Source organism: Asaia sp. As-1742, from assembly GCF_011753235.1.
Classification (GTDB): domain Bacteria; phylum Pseudomonadota; class Alphaproteobacteria; order Acetobacterales; family Acetobacteraceae; genus Asaia; species Asaia bogorensis_B.
Window position 1 is genome coordinate 507,005 of the sequence record NZ_VWWA01000003.1, and the last position, 16,354, is coordinate 523,358.

21 protein-coding genes, 1 tRNA gene and 1 pseudogene are annotated in these 16,354 nt (G+C 56.8%); 11 read left to right on the forward strand and 12 right to left on the reverse strand.

Annotated elements, in window-relative coordinates; all coding sequences use genetic code 11:
* The first annotated feature begins 49 nt into the window (after nt 1–49).
* The 8 genes from hisB (at nt 50) to F3J08_RS07195 (ending at nt 4,755) form a co-directional block, all read left to right on the forward strand.
* Nucleotides 50–646 carry an imidazoleglycerol-phosphate dehydratase HisB gene (hisB, locus tag F3J08_RS07160; protein ID WP_062165762.1) on the forward strand — a complete coding sequence of 199 codons (597 nt, stop codon included), beginning with the start codon at nt 50–52 and terminating at the stop codon, nt 644–646.
* Nucleotides 643–990: a hypothetical protein gene (locus F3J08_RS07165; protein WP_166928943.1), complete on the forward strand. Its 348-nt coding sequence runs from the start codon at nt 643–645 to the stop codon at nt 988–990. The genes hisB and F3J08_RS07165 overlap by 4 nt, the downstream gene beginning before the upstream one ends.
* Nucleotides 987–1,628, forward strand: coding sequence for an imidazole glycerol phosphate synthase subunit HisH (gene hisH, locus F3J08_RS07170; protein WP_166928944.1), 642 nt, complete (start codon nt 987–989; stop codon nt 1,626–1,628). The genes F3J08_RS07165 and hisH overlap by 4 nt, the downstream gene beginning before the upstream one ends.
* Before the next feature lie 41 nt (nt 1,629–1,669).
* Nucleotides 1,670–2,965: a 1-(5-phosphoribosyl)-5-[(5-phosphoribosylamino)methylideneamino]imidazole-4-carboxamide isomerase gene (gene hisA, locus F3J08_RS07175; RefSeq protein ID WP_166929041.1), complete on the forward strand. Its 1,296-nt coding sequence runs from the start codon at nt 1,670–1,672 to the stop codon at nt 2,963–2,965.
* Complete coding sequence (gene hisF / locus F3J08_RS07180) at nt 2,959–3,720, forward strand: imidazole glycerol phosphate synthase subunit HisF (protein ID WP_166928945.1); 762 nt, start codon at nt 2,959–2,961, stop codon at nt 3,718–3,720. The genes hisA and hisF overlap by 7 nt, the downstream gene beginning before the upstream one ends.
* A gap of 38 nt (nt 3,721–3,758) precedes the next feature.
* Nucleotides 3,759–4,241, forward strand: coding sequence for a phosphoribosyl-ATP diphosphatase (locus F3J08_RS07185; RefSeq protein ID WP_166928946.1), 483 nt, complete (start codon nt 3,759–3,761; stop codon nt 4,239–4,241).
* Nucleotides 4,242–4,244: 3 nt separating this feature from the next.
* Nucleotides 4,245–4,622: a histidine triad nucleotide-binding protein gene (locus F3J08_RS07190; protein WP_166928947.1), complete on the forward strand. Its 378-nt coding sequence runs from the start codon at nt 4,245–4,247 to the stop codon at nt 4,620–4,622.
* 57 nt (nt 4,623–4,679) lie between these two features.
* Nucleotides 4,680–4,755 (forward strand) — tRNA-Glu (locus tag F3J08_RS07195).
* Between the two features lie 58 nt (nt 4,756–4,813).
* Here F3J08_RS07195 and F3J08_RS07200 read toward each other — a convergent pair.
* Genes F3J08_RS07200 through F3J08_RS07240 form a run of 9 tightly spaced genes read right to left on the reverse strand, consistent with a single transcriptional unit; the run spans nt 4,814 to nt 9,183 of the window.
* Nucleotides 4,814–5,662 (reverse strand): site-specific integrase, encoded by an 849-nt coding sequence (locus F3J08_RS07200; protein ID WP_166928948.1) that lies wholly within the window; start codon nt 5,660–5,662, stop codon nt 4,814–4,816.
* Nucleotides 5,663–5,700: 38 nt separating this feature from the next.
* Nucleotides 5,701–6,045 carry a helix-turn-helix domain-containing protein gene (locus F3J08_RS17510; RefSeq protein WP_370458680.1) on the reverse strand — a complete coding sequence of 115 codons (345 nt, stop codon included), beginning with the start codon at nt 6,043–6,045 and terminating at the stop codon, nt 5,701–5,703.
* Entirely contained in the window at nt 6,002–6,259 is a 258-nt protein-coding gene (locus F3J08_RS07210; RefSeq protein WP_166928950.1) for a helix-turn-helix domain-containing protein, read from the reverse strand. Before F3J08_RS07210 ends, F3J08_RS17510 begins: the two co-directional genes overlap by 44 nt.
* Nucleotides 6,256–6,567 (reverse strand): hypothetical protein, encoded by a 312-nt coding sequence (locus F3J08_RS07215; RefSeq protein WP_166928951.1) that lies wholly within the window; start codon nt 6,565–6,567, stop codon nt 6,256–6,258. The genes F3J08_RS07210 and F3J08_RS07215 overlap by 4 nt, the downstream gene beginning before the upstream one ends.
* Nucleotides 6,560–7,702 (reverse strand): hypothetical protein, encoded by a 1,143-nt coding sequence (locus F3J08_RS07220; protein ID WP_166928693.1) that lies wholly within the window; start codon nt 7,700–7,702, stop codon nt 6,560–6,562. Before F3J08_RS07220 ends, F3J08_RS07215 begins: the two co-directional genes overlap by 8 nt.
* Entirely contained in the window at nt 7,699–8,682 is a 984-nt protein-coding gene (locus F3J08_RS07225) for a phosphoadenosine phosphosulfate reductase family protein (protein ID WP_166928952.1), read from the reverse strand. Before F3J08_RS07225 ends, F3J08_RS07220 begins: the two co-directional genes overlap by 4 nt.
* Nucleotides 8,679–8,837, reverse strand: a complete 159-nt coding sequence (locus tag F3J08_RS07230) for a hypothetical protein (RefSeq protein WP_166928953.1) — start codon at nt 8,835–8,837, stop codon at nt 8,679–8,681. Before F3J08_RS07230 ends, F3J08_RS07225 begins: the two co-directional genes overlap by 4 nt.
* Nucleotides 8,834–9,022 carry a hypothetical protein gene (locus tag F3J08_RS07235; protein WP_166928954.1) on the reverse strand — a complete coding sequence of 63 codons (189 nt, stop codon included), beginning with the start codon at nt 9,020–9,022 and terminating at the stop codon, nt 8,834–8,836. The genes F3J08_RS07230 and F3J08_RS07235 overlap by 4 nt, the downstream gene beginning before the upstream one ends.
* On the reverse strand, nt 9,019–9,183 hold the full coding sequence (locus F3J08_RS07240; RefSeq protein WP_166928955.1) for a hypothetical protein: 165 nt from the start codon (nt 9,181–9,183) through the stop codon (nt 9,019–9,021). Before F3J08_RS07240 ends, F3J08_RS07235 begins: the two co-directional genes overlap by 4 nt.
* Here F3J08_RS07240 and F3J08_RS07245 point away from each other — a divergent pair.
* From F3J08_RS07245 to F3J08_RS07255, 3 genes are all read left to right on the forward strand, one after another.
* A complete protein-coding gene (locus F3J08_RS07245; RefSeq protein ID WP_205206781.1) occupies nt 9,178–9,768 on the forward strand; it encodes a hypothetical protein in 591 nt (196 codons plus the stop codon). The genes F3J08_RS07240 and F3J08_RS07245 overlap by 6 nt on opposite strands.
* A 380-nt stretch (nt 9,769–10,148) precedes the next feature.
* Nucleotides 10,149–10,409 carry a type II toxin-antitoxin system RelB/DinJ family antitoxin gene (locus F3J08_RS07250; RefSeq protein ID WP_166928956.1) on the forward strand — a complete coding sequence of 87 codons (261 nt, stop codon included), beginning with the start codon at nt 10,149–10,151 and terminating at the stop codon, nt 10,407–10,409.
* Entirely contained in the window at nt 10,406–10,699 is a 294-nt protein-coding gene (locus tag F3J08_RS07255) for a type II toxin-antitoxin system RelE/ParE family toxin (protein WP_166928957.1), read from the forward strand. Before F3J08_RS07250 ends, F3J08_RS07255 begins: the two co-directional genes overlap by 4 nt.
* Nucleotides 10,700–10,784: 85 nt before the next feature.
* Here F3J08_RS07255 and F3J08_RS07260 read toward each other — a convergent pair.
* The 3 genes and pseudogenes from F3J08_RS07260 to F3J08_RS07270 all read right to left on the reverse strand — a co-directional run.
* Nucleotides 10,785–11,215 (reverse strand): annotated as a pseudogene (locus F3J08_RS07260) (transposase); the annotation flags it as partial.
* Between the two features lie 1,135 nt (nt 11,216–12,350).
* On the reverse strand, nt 12,351–15,476 hold the full coding sequence (locus F3J08_RS07265) for a matrixin family metalloprotease (protein ID WP_166928958.1): 3,126 nt from the start codon (nt 15,474–15,476) through the stop codon (nt 12,351–12,353).
* A gap of 396 nt (nt 15,477–15,872) precedes the next feature.
* Nucleotides 15,873–16,354 (reverse strand): HlyD family efflux transporter periplasmic adaptor subunit (locus tag F3J08_RS07270; RefSeq protein ID WP_166928959.1); only part of this gene is annotated, 482 nt, incomplete at its 5' end.

A 16,354-nucleotide genomic window follows, 5' to 3' on the forward strand; every position in this document is an offset into this window, starting at 1 on the left:
CGCCAAGAGGCCATCGCGTATTCGCGACGAATAGTTTATGGAGGGAAACATGACAGACGCCCGACAGTCCCGCATCCACCGCAAGACCGGTGAGACCGATATCTCCGTTGCGATCAATCTTGATGGCAGCGGGCAGGCCGAACTCGATAGCGGCATAGGGTTTTTCGACCATATGTTGACCGCGCTTGCCAAGCACGGCGGATTCGACCTCGATGTGCGCTGTCACGGTGACCTTCATGTGGATGGCCATCATACCGTCGAGGATATTGGCATCGCCCTCGGCAAGGCCTTTGCCCAAGCGCTGGGTGACAAGAAGGGCATCACCCGCTTCGGGCATGCGCTGGTGCCACTCGATGAGGCGCTGTGTGAGGTGGTCGTGGATATCTCGGGCCGGCCCTACCTCGCCTGGAATGTAACCTTCGAGCGCGAGCGTATCGGCGAGATGGATACGGATCTGTTCGAGGAATTCTATCGCGCCTTTGCCATGGCATCGTCGATTGCGCTTCATGTGACCTGCAAGGCCGGGCGCAACGCTCATCATATTGCAGAGAGCGGATTCAAGGCATTTGCCCGCGCTCTGCGAATGGCGGTCGCGCATGATCCGCGAGCGCTTGGCATGATTCCATCCACGAAGGGGGTCTTGTGAACGACTATCTTGCCTATCGCGCCGACGGTCATGGTACGCCGATCATGGTTAAGCAGGGTTTTCACTGGTCCCTGCTCGTTTTCGGTCCGCTCGCATTGCTGGCCAGTGGGCGCTGGATTGCGTTCGCTCTGACAGCGTTGGTTAGTGTACTCCTCCTGCGTTGTGGCGGGGGTGCAGGGCTGCTGCTTTCGTGGGCCTTCAACGTCTTGTTGGCCGTGTTCGGGGCCGAAGTGATTGGTTGGGATGCCCGGCTCAAGGGCTATGCCAGCAACGGGCTCTGGATGGGGCGCTCGGCTGAGGAGGCTCGCCTCAGGCTGATGGACAAGGATCGCGCTGCCTTATGAGACGCGTTGTAGTCATCGATTATGATGGTGGAAATCTGGCCTCAGCAGCACAAACGGCGCGCCACGTCGTTGCGGAGCGCGGGCTGGACGCCGAAGTGCAGATATCGGCCGACCCTGAAACTGTTCTGAAGGCAGACCATATCATCCTTCCCGGACAGGGTGCGTTTGCTCATTGCGCCTCCGGGCTGCGGGGTGGCCTTCGCGAAGCGCTGGTTGAGGCGACCGATCGCGGCACGCCTTTTTTGGGCATCTGTGTGGGCATGCAGCTTATGGCAGAATGGGGCCTTGAGCACGGACGCACGCCAGGGCTCGGCTGGATAGAGGGCAGTATCGCGAGAATGGAGTTCGCGCTCGAGGCGGGGCTCTGTCTGCCACACATGGGCTGGAACGTTCTGGAGTTCGAACCCGGCGCACACAGGCTGACTGCAGGGCTGGAACAGGGCGACCACGGTTACTTCGTGCATTCCTACGCTCTGACAGGGTGGAACTCCGCTGACATCGTCGCCACGGCAAGTTACGGCGGGGCCGTGCCGGCAATCGTCGCGCGGGACAACCGGTGTGGCACCCAATTCCACGTCGAGAAGAGCCAGAAGACCGGACTGACAATCATGGCTAACTTTCTGAGCTGGATGCCGTGACCCGCATTGCCGAGCGCCTGTCGCGCATCGATGACAGTGACATGGCCGCCCTGTGCGAGATCACAACGGCGGCGATCATCGACGGGGGCGGCCTTGGCTGGCTCACGCCGCCGGGGCGGGCCGTACTCGAACGCTATTTCAGTGGTCTGCTGCTTGTGCCGGAAACCCGGTTTTTCGTTGTGCGCGATGAAACGGGGCAGATACAGGGTTGCGCCCAGCTTGTGCGACCTTCACGCAATAACGAGGCACAAGCCCAGACGGCGCAGATCAGGGGTTATTTCGTAGCACCCTATATGCGCGGTCGTGGGCTGGGTTATGTTCTAGCCGATGCCGTGATTGCGGCCGCGAGAGCACTGGGCTGCCGCGTACTGAACTGCGAGGTTCCGGAGACACAGGCCTCCGCGTTGTCCATGTTCCGCTCGCTCGGTTTCGAGCCCTGGGGCACGCACCCCCTTTATGCCCGCAATCACGACGGGGTGGTCAGGGGCGTCTTTATGACCCTGCCCCTCTCTCCCGAAAGTGGTGGCGCGAGACACAAGAAACATTCCGGGAAGGATCATATCGTGGCCAGTACGGACAGCACCCCCCATCGCGCCCTCACCCTCTATCCGGCCATTGATCTGAAGGACGGCGCGTGCGTACGTCTCCGACGCGGCGAGATGGACGATGCCACCGTCTATTCCGATAACCCTGCCGCACAGGCGCGTTCTTTTGCTGAAGCCGGATGTTCACGCCTGCATGTGGTCGATCTCAATGGGGCCTTTGCCGGGAAATCGGCAAACGGTGCCGCGGTAGAGGCGATTATCGCTGCGACCGATCTGCCGGTGCAGCTTGGTGGTGGCATTCGCGATATGGCGGGCATCACGCGTTGGCTGGAAGCCGGCCTGGACCGGGTCATTCTTGGTTCGGTTGCAGTGAAAAACCCCGGGCTTGTGCGTGAGGCCTGCAAGGCTTTTCCTGGGCGGATTGTCGCGGGCATCGATGCGCGTCAGGGGCGTGTCGCGACTGAAGGTTGGGCCGAAGTTTCCGAGCTCAATGCGCGTGACCTTGCCCTGCGGATGCAGGATGCTGGCGTGGCTGCCGTGATCTTCACCGAGATCACACGCGACGGCATGCTCGAAGGGCTGGATCTGGAACAGACGGCTGATCTGGCACGTGTATTGTCCATTCCTGTCATTGCCAGCGGCGGCGTTGGTTCGGCGCAGCATCTGCGTGATTTCCGTGCGATTGCCCAGGAGGTTTCTGGGCTTGAGGGCGTGATCGTAGGGCGCGCGCTTTATGACGGGCGTATATCGCTTGAGGAAGCGCTCAGCATTGTCGAGGGGGCCACATGCTGAAGCTGAGGGTTATCCCTTGCCTCGACGTCAAGGATGGCCGCGTGGTCAAGGGCGTCAATTTTGTATCGCTGCGGGATGCAGGAGATCCGGTGGAGCAGGCCGTCGTCTATGATGCGGCAGGAGCCGATGAGCTGACCTTTCTGGACATCACGGCAAGTGTCGAGAACCGCGACACGATCTATGATGTGGTCCGTCGCACCGCAGAGCGTGTCTTTTTGCCCCTGACTGTTGGCGGTGGTGTGCGTGCCCCCGAGGATATGCGCAAACTGCTCCTTGCGGGCGCTGACAAATGTGCCGTGAATTCAGCCGCAGTCGTGAATCCGGAGCTGATTAATGAGTCAGCCAATCGGTTCGGCAGCCAATGCGTCGTTGTCGCGATTGATGCGCGTTCCAATGGCAAGGGCGGTTGGGAAGTTTATACCAAGGGCGGTAGAGAACCGACCGGTATAGATGCGGTTGCCTGGGCGCAGGAGGCGCAGGCGCGGGGTGCAGGTGAGATTTTGCTGACAAGCATGGACCGCGATGGAACGGGTAAAGGTTTCGACCTTGACCTTCTGCGTGAGGTTTGCGGCAAGATCACCATTCCGGTCGTCGCCTCCGGTGGTGTGGGAGAGCTCGAGCACTTCGTGGAAGGCGCCAAGGCCGGAGCGAGTGGCCTCCTGGCCGCCAGCGTTTTCCATTTTGGCACATTCGGTATTGCGGGGGTCAAGGCAGCGCTTGAAGCTGCGGGACTGCCTGTGAGGCCAGCCAACTAACGCATTCTTTTCACCTCGTTTTCAGACGGATGACGATCATGGCGCTTGCCACAAAACGGACGACCCGCAAGACCGAAGGAGGCGCCGGAAAGAAGGGTCTCAAGAACGCTGCGCCCAAGAGTGACAACACGAAGAAAGCGCAGGGCAAGAAAAACGCTGTCAAAAAGCCCGAAGCTGATCTGAGCCCGATTGACGCGCAGGTTCTTGATCGTCTGTTCGCAACTGTTGAATCCCGACGAGGTACCGATCCATCACTGAGCCATTCGGCGCGACTTCTATCGCGTGGGCGCAAGAAGATCGCCCAGAAGTTTGGTGAAGAGGCTGTTGAGTGTCTTATCGAGGCGGTTGCTGGCAAGCCATCAGAGCTCGTCAGTGAAAGCGCGGATGTGCTCTACCATCTTATTGTTATGTGGGTGGACGCTGGCGTGACGCCGCATGACGTATGGCAGGAGTTACGCCGCCGGGAGGCTATGAGCGGTGTTGAGGAAAAGGCCTCGCGCCCCGTCGAGCCGGGAGTCTGACCGATGGCTGTTGACTTGCGCCTTCCATACGACCCGCAAAACATCTTCGCGAAAATTTTGCGCGGGGAGATTCCGGTCAAGCCTATATACGAAGACGACTTCGCCCTCGCCTTCCCGGATATCGCGCCACAAGCCCCCGTGCATGTATTGATTATTCCCAAGGGGCACTATGTCAGTGCACAGGATTTCGGCCTGCATGCATCCGTTACGGAGATAGCCGGTTTTGCACGGGCAATTTCGAAAGTCGCTGAAGCCCTTGATGTCACCGAGACGGGCTATCGATTGATCAGCAACGCTGGCGGCGATGCGGGACAGGAAGTACCCCATTATCACGTGCATCTTTTGGCCGGCGAGAAGCTAAGCGCGAAATTAGTTCGTTAGATTCGTATTTTCCCTCTTGCGGGGTTCCGTCCGGTATCATAGAACGCACCTCGCCTCGTCCCATTCGTCTAGAGGCCTAGGACACCGCCCTCTCACGGCGGCAACAGGGGTTCGAATCCCCTATGGGACGCCATTGATAACATTGAGGTTTCTCTGTTATCCACAGGCATAGTAGCGGTCCACATGGACCACTACAAATTAAAGCCCTCCGCAATGTTCTTCAGGTATGACGGTTCGAACTTCCGATAGACGCGACGCAATGTCTGCGGATCAGTGGCCAGCCAGTCTGAGGTCTGATCAATCGGCACGCCGTCCATCGCGAACCATGACGCCAGAGAGTGCTTCAGGTGATGGGGCGTTGGCTTCCATGTCAGCCCTGCCCTTTCGCAAGCCTTGTTGAAGGACCAGCGCAGCCCGGTCGGGATCGGCTTGCCATGCCAGTTCACAACATAGTCGCCATTCCTTTCATCAAACGCCGCCTCCATTTCCTCGCGTAGCGCCTTGGTCATTGGCACGGTTGCGCGGCGCTTACGGGTTAGAGCGCGGCCTGGCTCCTGGAAGTCGATCATGTTGGTGGTCCAGTGGACCCGGTCCCAGGTGAGCGCCAGTATCGAGCCCTTGCGGGCGCCCGTGTAAATGGCCAAGGCCATGAACAGCCGAACATGTGGAGTCTGCGCAGCGTCGATCAGGCGTCGGGCTTCTTCCTTGGTCAGGAATCGGTCACGCGGGGCGCTATCACGTGGCGGCTCGATTTCGGGCGGTCTGACGAGATAACCGTCTTTCCACGCACGGCGCAGCGCCGCCCGTAGGACGTTGAACTCACGGCGCAGCGTCCCCGCAGAGATCGGGACATTCGCCTCTCCACGTTTCTTGAACCGGCTTGCGGCGAAAGTGTCCCAACGCTTCTGGTCGATCTGGTCAATGCGGAGGTGGCCCAACGCCTCTTCGAGCGGCACTGTAGCTTCCTCGAGGCGCTTCAGCGCCGATACCTTCCCCCTTCTGCTCTCGACATATCGAGACAAACACTCAGACACCGCCATCTTAAGGGGCGCCTTTTCCAGCGCTCCCTCGAAGTCTGCTAACGCTTGGCGAGCGCGTTTCTCGTCCTCTGTGCCAGTCGAAAGTCGTTTTCTCTGTCCTTCTTCCCACCAGACGATCGCCCATTTGCCGCGACGTAATTCCAGGTGGGGCTTATCATTTCTGATGCGGGGCAATGGTAGGTGTCCATGTAGGCTTGGAGGTCAGTTGTTGAGACGCGGTATCCGCCCGGCCTGCGATAGGCTGCGAGCTTTCCAGCCCGGATGGCCCGGCGAACCGTCTCAGGACAAACGTCGATCTCGGAGGCTGCTTTCTTGACGGTAAGCAGCCGAGGCAATCCCTCACCCATCCGCCCTCTCCTTCCAATGCTCCACGAAGTCAGCATAGATCGCGGCCATGACTTCAGGCGGGGCCTTGAGCGCGGCCAAGACGCTAAGGACCGTGTTGATGGTGCTGTTCTGGCCCCTAATCAAGAAGCTCAGCGTGCTTGTGGAAATCCCGGCCTCGATAGCTACGCTCTCCTGCGTTCGCCCTCGCGAGACGATCATCCGACGCACCCGCTCGCCCAGGAGGCGGTTGAAGGGGGTGGGGTCAGTCATAGCGTTGCCCTTTCTGTTTCTGCCTTCACGCGGATGACAGGGCGATACCAATGAATACCAATCCGATTCGGCGGTAACTCCGGCCCTTCGTAATACTCACTGATCATCCAGCCGATGCGAGGCAGGGAACGTTTGCCATACGGCTGGAAATGTACCTCACCCTTCCACCGCTTGCCCGGCGTGGTGCCGGTGGGCAGACTGCACGAATATTCCGGTAAGTTCTCGAGATATTTCAGCGTCACGAGCAATCGAGGACGTGCCCGATGCCTCACTTGTGCTTCACGCTTCATTGCATCCCATTTACCCATGCTCGCCTCCCTCGCGGAGGGCTGCGACACGGCGTTGGGCCGCCTTAAGTTCATCCCGCGCATTCGCTTGACGCCCGTTCTCGAGCCACGTCAGCGCGTTAGTAGCAGCGCCGCTCCACGCCTTATTCTCCCCCTCCAACTCCTTCACCCGATCCTCAAGCGCGGCGACGTTGGCGGGCTGCACGGTTTCAAGGATCAGACGCAGTTCATCCCGCGTAACCTGCATCATGTCAGGTTGATCTTCAGGAGATAAGCGGTCGGGAAGCTCGCATACTGCTCTGATTATGGCCGAGATATCGACCCCTGTAGCGACGTTGGCGGTGCCTTGGTCCGAGGTGCGCAACGGTCGGACGTAATGACGAATGACTGTCCCGTCCTCGGTATCCCAAGCGCTGGCCAACTTCCAACCGGCTTTCTGTTCATCCTCGTGAAGCGGAGGAAGCGCCTCAACATCTGCGCGAGAAAGCTCATTCCCTTCGGTTGCGTCTTCCCAATCGTCTGTGATGTAGAGGCTTTCGATGCCCAGAGCTTTAAGCCTCTCCCGCGCCTCGGAGATTGAGACTTCATCGTTGCCAAAGAGCATGTCAAAGCGCGCCAAAGGTGGGGCACTCTGATCTTTCTTGCGCATATCCTCGACCAGCCACGCAAACGATGCACTAAGCGCGGCGACGTTGGCGGGGCGGGTGTAGAGGGCTTCGGTGTGCGTCTCATCCCGCACCGGGGTAATCGACGCGCTGGTGAAAAGCGCCTTGGACTGACGGAAATACTCAATCATATCCGGCCTGACATACCCTACCGGCTCCGCCCCCTCCGCATCCTTCCGGCGCTGCTCTGCCTCGGCTTTTGGGGATGCGGGAATTGCGCGCCAGTGAGTGACAGTCCCGGCAATCTCCATACCAAAGGCATCAATCCACCGCTTTCCGGGAGCGGGGCAACTGTCGCAATACCTGCCATATTCGCCGCAATCGTGATGTTCGACGCCATAATGCGCGTTTTCAAAACGAAATTCTTCTTCCAGCCCCAAAACCCACAAGTCGATGTAAGACCCGTCTTTCGGGGCAGTGCTGATTGGTTGCCACGCGCTCGCTTCCCGCGTCCGAAACTCCGCGCTCTCCGGCTTCTGTTCGTGGGTCATTCGCATAATCCATAGATTGAGGAGCAGGACGCGGCGGGCGTGAATGCTTCAAGGTCGAGTTGCTTTCCGCCTCTTGAGGTCCGAGCCCAGTTCACTGCCTGGTCGATGCTGTTTGCCGAGGCGTGCTCAATATTCGTCCGCCCCTCAGCCTGATCGAAAAAGAAGAAGGCCGTAAGCGAGTGCTTACTCGCTCGCGAGCAAATCGCCTCCCAACGCCGAATACGTTCGATCACCTCGGGCCAGCGCCGCGCGATCTCGCGCAGTTCGCGTTTGCTGCATTGATGACAAGGCATGCAGCCGACGCGCCCCATGCCCTGGAGATAGAGGGGGTTCTGTTCGACGTTATGCCGCCGCGCGATCGCGAGTACGTCGCCCGCAGTCCAATGGATCAGGGGGCGATGGATCCACCCTCCGAAGTCTCCAACCTCCCAAAGCAAAGCATCCCTTCTGTTTGGACTTTCGTCCCTGCGGATACCTTGCCAGCTTTCGGCTTTGCGAGCCTGTCCGGTCTTCAGCCCCGAGAGATACGCATCGAGCGGTTTGTGCTTCAGCTCGTGTGTACAGAAAGACGCCAGGCGCGACGGGAACCGGCCCTTTTCGATGCACAAGTCCAGAAACGGGCTACCTGTTGGGTGCAGCACGTCCAACGCGGCCGCGATTACTTCGGGCTGGACGCCTTCAGCAACCCACTTCGTTTTCACCACCTGGCGCTTGCGCTCAATATCGGTTGAAAAGTCGGCGCGTACGATCTCGATGGGAAGGCGCAGCGCCCCCGGGAGGTAATCGCGCACATACCGTTCAGTGATCTCGTGCTCGTTTCCCGTATCAGCATGGACAAGGCGCACTCGTTCCCGGCCCAACTGCTCAATGGCAACGAGTGCAGTGGCGAGGCTGTCTTTGCCTCCGCTGATACTGACGACTGCTAATGCCTCACCCCTGCTATAAATCGGAACGGGCCTGCCATCATTGCTGTCACTCATCCCCGTCTCTCCCCTGCGCTCCGGCCCTTCACGGCCTCCTGCGCTTGTTCCTGCGCCGCTATCCGGGCGCGAATTGCTTCCTGCATGACCTGTTTGTGGCGCAGCTTGTCGGCCAGTTCGTAATCACCTGCGTCCCAGGCTTCGGCGGCGGTCATGGGGCCTTTCCTTGTTTCGTGTGCTGATGCTGGCAGCTGAGTGCTTGCAGGTGGTCGAGCGGCCTGAGCTGGGCGCGCAGATCGCGACGACGCAGGTAGCTTCGGACTTCATTCGTTGCGAACCACAGGATCACCATCGTAATGGCAGCGGCGAGATAGAGGGCATTCCAGGCGTCATCGCTCATGCGGCTTGGTCCTTGTGGCGCCCCGTCACGGGCAGATGGCAGGCTCGCCGCAATGCAGGTTCGGCATTGATTGTGCCACGTGTCTCGCTTGGCCTGCGAAAACGCAGCGTGAGCGTTTGCTCATTGAGCGAGATATCCACCAGCGGGTGTTTCTGGTGCACCGCGTAGGCTTCCTCCGGGCGCATGAAAACAACGCGCCGGCGCCTGTCGTCCAGAGCAAAGGTCTCGATGCCACCGCATGGCCACAGGCATGCCCATTGCTTGGGCGTGCTTATGAACTCAAGAATGCGACACGGCCACGTCAGCGGGACCCATATGGGTGGACCGAGACACATGCCTGCGCTGGCCACGCGGTCGCCATCGGTCAGAGGGGCGGCTGCCTGCAATGTCACATCGGGCGCACCGGCACGCCCGAACTCACGGCAGTGGACTGGCCGGATGGCAGCGACATCGCTCAGGAGGAACCGGCCTGCGGCGCGCACTATCAGCCCTATGGTCCGGTGGAGCTCGCTTACGTGAATGCTATGATCGCGGAAGTCGTGTTGGACTGTCTTCTCGATCCACCTGCACAATCTTTCAGCCGTGTGTTCGTCGCATCGCTGCGCCGCATCATGTCACTTGGTGGGCTACTGACCGAAGGCTGGCGCTCCGCTTTTGGCGAAGTTGAAGAGGGCGTTCGGACGGCCGATCGAGCGTGGCCTTCTGCCAGTTGCGCAGCTTGCGGTCCTGAGCGTCTCACAGCCTGACAACGTCTGCTCATTCAGCCGCCCTGACTAGAAGCCGACAGTCGGTTCCCCTCCCATTCTGGACAAACAGTTTTTGGCGGGGTTTTCCTGGTGCCGATCTACTTCGGATAGATTATATTATCGGAAGTAGGTACCCGGGGGCGCGAAACGTCAGCGGATCGGGCAGAAAACCTGCCTCTGAGGCACGGTTTCGATTTAGCGTAGATCATCGGCGCTGCCGGTACCGCCGCGCCCAAGATCGGATGTCAGCTTCCGCTCCTTTTCTGCCGTTTCCACGGCCGATCTGGCCTCCTTAAAGCAGACAGCGGCATCAGCCATCTTGCGCTTCACTCGTATGAACAATTGTGATACAGATGTTCATACATGCAAGGAGGCTTAACATGTCTGCCGTTACATTTCGGGTAGATGAGACACTGAAGGCTGCTGCTGTTGAGAAGCTGTCTGCTCAAGGCATTTCGCTTTCTGACGCATTGCGCGATACCCTCGCATATATCGCTGAAACAGGTCGCGCTCCGGTCAAGCGCACACTTGTCACAGACGAGGATGCGCATCTTATCGAGATTGTGCGTGAACGTCTCAAAAACCCTGTCCAAAAGCATCGTATGACTATTGCAGAGCTTAAGAGCCGTCATCACGAATGAAAGCGTATTGTCTTGAATTCGACGATAGAGCGCTCAGGGAGTGGGATGCTCTTGACGGCAGTGTGCGGAAGAAATTCGAAAAGAAGCTGGAAAAGCTGATCTGGCATCCTCACTCTCCAGGAAACGAGCTTCACCGCGACCTATCAGGGTTTTACAAGATCAAGCTTCGGAAAGATGGCTACCGCCTTGTTTATCAGGTCATCGACGAGCGGATCGTGATATATGTGATTGTCGTTGGCCGCAGAGCCGATAACGAGATTTACGAACTAGCGTCGAGACGGACAGAGTGAACTTACTTTCTGGTAGAACGTCAGCAGAGGTGGACCTATCCCTTCGGAGAGTTTCATAGGCCTGATAAGCTATATTCGGTTGTTGTTATGTCGCCATTTTGACGGCGTGGCTGTTGCAATTGGCCATCAGGTCCGGGGTTAACCCCGGACCTGATGGTGTCGACGTATCATGATACGCCTCATAGAGCGTTCGTCCACCCAGTGCCGAATGCGGACGTTTTGCGTTGTAGTGGGCGATCTATGCGGTGATCCCGGTTCGCAGTTCCGAACCAATCTCAAACGCGTGCAGAGAGACGCATTCGTACTTCAGCGATCGCCACAAGCGCCCTATCAACACGTTGTCCAAGCAGCGTCCGCTGCCCGTCCATGCTGATGCGGATCTGTCTTTGCTCTAGCGCGTCCGTCAACCGAGATGTCGTGAATTGCGAGCCTTGGTCCGTTGAAAATCTCCGGTGCGCCGTAGCGCACCAAGGCCTCCTGCAGCGTCTCAATGCAAAACTCCGGATCCATCGTGTTCAGGCTCTCGCCCAATGGAATAACGCGACCGCTCTCGGCGTCTGAATACCTCTTTCGGGGGCTTCCGTTACCTCACTTCAGTTAACGTGACATCACCCCTGGCACGTCTCCATTGATAACTTTATCAAAATAATATGATCCACGGTGGAATATAGTTCGAGTTTACTCAATTTATTAGGTCTTGATCTATTCCGTGGCCGGCCTGGTATTTCTTGTGAGATTTTTCCTTCATGCAAGAATAATTCGTAATTTCCTTGGGTTATACTGTTAATCTCTTCCTCGAATTCCGGCACTAGCCCTTTTTGGGGATAAGGGATGCCCCATAGCATCGGAATTGTGATTTTTATGCGCTCTACACACATACCTAGATCTTCCCCTATATTCTGATCGGGTCTTGCCTATGACCGTAACCCATCTTGGTGTTTTAGTCGCAGGCTTTGATGGCTCGTCCTGCCATGGCTGAGCAATTATCTTATCGGAAGTAGGGGGTGGGTAGGCGCGAAACGGCGGCGGATGGGCCTGTTGCGCACATGAGTTCGCTAGCATTCGGAATGCCCTGCGTTTCCCGGATGAGTCCAATACTCTATAGCGTTTGCTATGCGGACTGAATCGTGAGGGATTCCCACCTTGGCATTGACCTGATTCAAAATGTCGGCTGGGATGGGGGTGAGCGCCGGATATCCACACGCATGCTATCTCTCAATTTACGTTTCCGGGTGGTCGTCTGATTGGCCGAACAGGAAGCGTTAGCAACCAATTGACTGCATGATGCAGGCTCATCCGATCGCGTGGTAGATGGGGCCTCAGCTATGGGCTGATCGTTGCTCGAGGTAAGGAAGGTGTTCCTTGCGGCAGGCAGATGATAATTGGCCGTCACCATGCCCAGAAGTCGGACACTCCCCTGCTATCAATCTGCGTAGACGGCCTGGAACGCTTTCATTCCCGAGGGGGCAATGATGTGTCCTGATGAGCTGACCCGGACAGGTCGTCTGTCGTGCAGCCGGGATACGCGTGTGACTGATCGTGGGGCTATAAACTCGATGGGTGTCAAACGACGATCCACTTGAGGACCGTTACTTTTCCTATGTCCTGGCGCCCTCGTTTGAAATCAGAGAGACCGCCAGGCTTTTATTTATTAGGCGGCGTGGGCGATCAGAAGCGGGTTGTCGAACGTCTCTCCCGTCGCCGCCACGGCGGAGGTGTTCACGGCTCCTCCATCGGTGAACGCGGCGGAAGCCTGTCTGAGCAGATCCGTCACGCCCGTGTCACTCGTCAGGTGATACACACCCTTGACCTCGTTGACATCGGTCTGATCCAACCCCGTGTTCATGTTCCCCAGCTCCGGGAACATGATGGCGTTTGGATCGGAACTTTCGGACAAACCAAGAGCGTGCCCGACCTCGTGCAGCGCGAGCTGTTCCAAAGTGACGCCCGTCCCGTCATAGGTGTACCCTCCGTCGCTCGTGGCGAAGAGCTTGTCCTGCATTGGATTTTCCAGTTCGATCACATCCTGCCCTGACTTCCCGTCAGAAGACTTTCCGTAGAATGTCGTCCCTGCCATTCCGGAGTTGGTGGTATCGAGATTGCCCCAACCGATCCGGATATCAGAGGACGCGGAGTCTGCGACGTTCGTAAAAGTTAGCCCTGTCGCCGTAGACCATTCTGCAAGCGCCTGCTTGATGGCGTCCTGATAGACAGGTTGCACGGACCCGGCATAAAGTGGCGTATCACCTGGGTTCTTCTGCGCGAAACTCCAGGTGATGTCCTGGGCGGTGCCTGTCAGAGGCTGGCCCGTGAGAGCGGTTGCATCAGAATCCGAGTCCTCCGCCGCAGCTGTAATCGCGTGATCCGCCCGATCCCATGCCGCCGAACTTGCGATCTTGTCTGAAGAAGAGAAGACATTGGTGTAATGACGATCTGCCGCAACTAGGCCGTCATCCATCCCGTCGCCGCCATCATCTCCCCCATCATCATCTCCCTCGTCGTCGCGCCCCCCGTTTTCGGTCCCTTTACCCAAATCGTCATAGTCTCCTCCTGCCTGGTCGTCGCCATCCCCAGAGACATGATCGTCATCCCCGTCGGAGAAGTCGATGTTGCCGTCGTCCGTATCGACATAGTCCTCTGAACCAAGCACCTCAAGCGTATCGTTGGATCCTCCCGTGAAACGGTCGTTACTGCCCGTGACGGTCAGATTCATATTGTCGCCGAGATCGATCGTGAGATCACTTCCAGTCACGACATCGCCACCCACATTATCGCCGAAGGTGAAATTTTCTGCATTGGCCCCGGAGTTGTGACCGTTGAATGTATCGTTGGATCCGCCGACATAAATGGTATCGCCGGTACCCACGAGATCGAAGCTGTCGTTGTTCGAGCCAGGATCGACGTTGAGGTGTTCGTTGCTGCCATTTCCGTCGATCTGGTCGCCGCCGGCATTGTAGAAGGTTACACCCGATCCGTTACCAAGGGTGGCGGTATCATCATTACCGTCGAGCGTATCGCCGCCGACATTGTCGTTGAAGGTAAAGTTTTCTGCATTGGCCCCGGAGTTATGGCCGTTGAATGTATCGCTGGATCCCCCGACATCAATGGTATCGCCGGTACCCACGAGATCGAAGCTGTCGTTATCCGAGCCAGGATCGACGTTGAGGTGTTCGTTGCTGCCATTTCCGTCGATCTGATCGTACCTGGCATTCTGGAAGGTCACGCCTGACCCATTGCCAAGTATGGCGGTATCGGCGCTGCCGTCCAGCGTATCATTGCCAACGTTATCGCCGAAACTGAATGTTTCCTCATTAGCCCCGGAGTTATGACCGTTGAACGTATCGCTGGATCCCCCGACATCAATGGTATCGCCGGTACCTACGAGATCGAAGCTGTCGTTATCCGAGCCAGGATCGACGTTGAGGTGCTCACCGTTGCCATTTCCGTCGATCTGATCGTACCCGGCATTCTGGAAGGTTACGCCTGATCCATTGCCAAGTATGGCGGTATCGGCGCTACCATCCAGCGTATCATTGCCAACGTTATCGCCGAAACTGAATGTTTCCTCATTGGCCCCGGAGTTATGGCCGTTGAAGTCTTCGCTCGAACCGCCGACATTCACGACGTCCCTCGTGCCTTGCATGTTGAACGTGTTGTTGTCCGAGCCGGGATTGATGTTTACCGTGACGTTACTACCGGGATTGAACGTGTCGTCAGTTGCTCCGGATAGGGTAATCGTGCCGCCATTACCATTCGTTATGGCATCTGATGCGCCGTCTACTGTCAACGCGTCATTCGCCCCGCCGTCGACCGTATTGCCTTGTCCAACTATGGAGCCGCTTGCGTTATCGCCAAGGGATAAATTTCCATAGGCTTCGCTCAGGATGCCAAAATTCCCATTCAGTGTGTCAGAAATTTCCCTTCCATCGACGACGCCTTGTTCCGAGAAGTCCTTGTCCGAATCCGGAGAACTGTAATTCTCTAGGATATTCTGCTGTAAGCCATTATCGGTCTCATTGTAGTTAACTGAACTTCCATCCGAATTTCGGATGGTCATCGTGCCTGTAGATGGATCTACCTGTATCGTGCTTGAACCATTTGCTCCGCTTTCATCAATAGTCTGCGTCATATCTCCCAAATTGAAATTGGAGTTCAGGAGTTGCGTGCTCGGTATGGTGACTGTTGTGCCGTCTGAAAAATTATAGGTAGCGGAATTTCCATTTGCGGACGCCCCGGTGGCACCCTCCATTTTTACGCCGGCGATGTTTCCTGATCCATCCAACACCGGGATGCCGAACACAGATCCCAGATCTGGGATGTTGACAGAGTAATTTTGGTTAGCTGCCTGTATAGTATCCTGTACAGCTGAATATGCAGAATCTGCGTTACTACCAGTGGAGCTGTGCATCATGAAGGAAGCTAGGGTTAAGGAGTTCCCAAAGACTGTGAGTGCATCGCCTACAATGGTGCCTTCTCCTTTGAACAGCGCTATACCACTCCCTGCAAGAGCAGCGGCTTGGCCCGCCATTCCCAATGCATCATCGCCATAACTAAGCCAGCCAGCGTCAGATTTAATGTCAACACTCAGCTGGGCCACTTGCGCCACCATATTGGCCTCGCCGATCGACAAACCTGCAACCGGATTTGCAATCTCGGCTACGGTAGCCGCGACTGCTGTACTGCCGCTGATTATGCTTATATTATTGGGCGCAGCACTCAACTGGTTAATACCATCGAGAAGACCTATCGCTTTAATAGCGCCGTCATAGTCTGACATATGCACACTCCGATACACTGATCTAACGTTGCTTGTTGAATTTTTTAATCATAAAAATACAGTAATGTTTACTAAAGACAATACAAGACCAAATTATACCAATAACCAAAGCTGGAAACCAGAGAACAAAAAGTAGAATTAAAAATTCTATATCCTCTTCTTTGCTATGTTTTCGATTTAAAATATCTAAATGGGAATAATGCGCCCACACCCAACCTACAATACTCAATATGGCTATGATCGATAATATGTGTAGAAAAATCTTTAAAGGAAATGGCACAAAAGAAAGTATTTTGTCAGTGAAATTTTTATTATCTATATAATATTCAAGTGATCCCTTCTCTATGTTTTTTTTCATATTGTCCTTAGCTCCGCGCCTAAATTGGGTATTTATTATCACCGTTCTCTCCCTGCGTCATGAACGTATTTCTCGATGGGCGAAAGGATGTAGGAAATTATGCGTCGTTTTCCTGTGACGATCCCTGCTGTTATGGCCATACCGGCCCTGAGCTGGGCCATTCCCGCCTCTGTCTCGATGTTCTGGCGATCGAGCGCGATCCGCGCGACATAGCCGCTTCCCTCGCCCCCATCGAGATCGGTCTCCGAACCCGCGCCGGTCGCCTTGCCCGCCCTGCCATGTCCATCGGGATCGTTCAGCGCATCGACCGTCTTCAGATCATCGGCCATGCTGGTCCGGCTGATCGAGACTACATGCCCTGGTATCAGGCCGTAGCGCGTGAATTTGAACGCCGCCACCTTCACCTGCACTTTTTGGCCCTCGCTCACGAAACCAATATCCCTATTGGTGATCTCTGCCTCGACATCGAGCTTGCCGTCATCGGGGACGATGACCATCAGTCGGTCCCCGGCCGTGACCA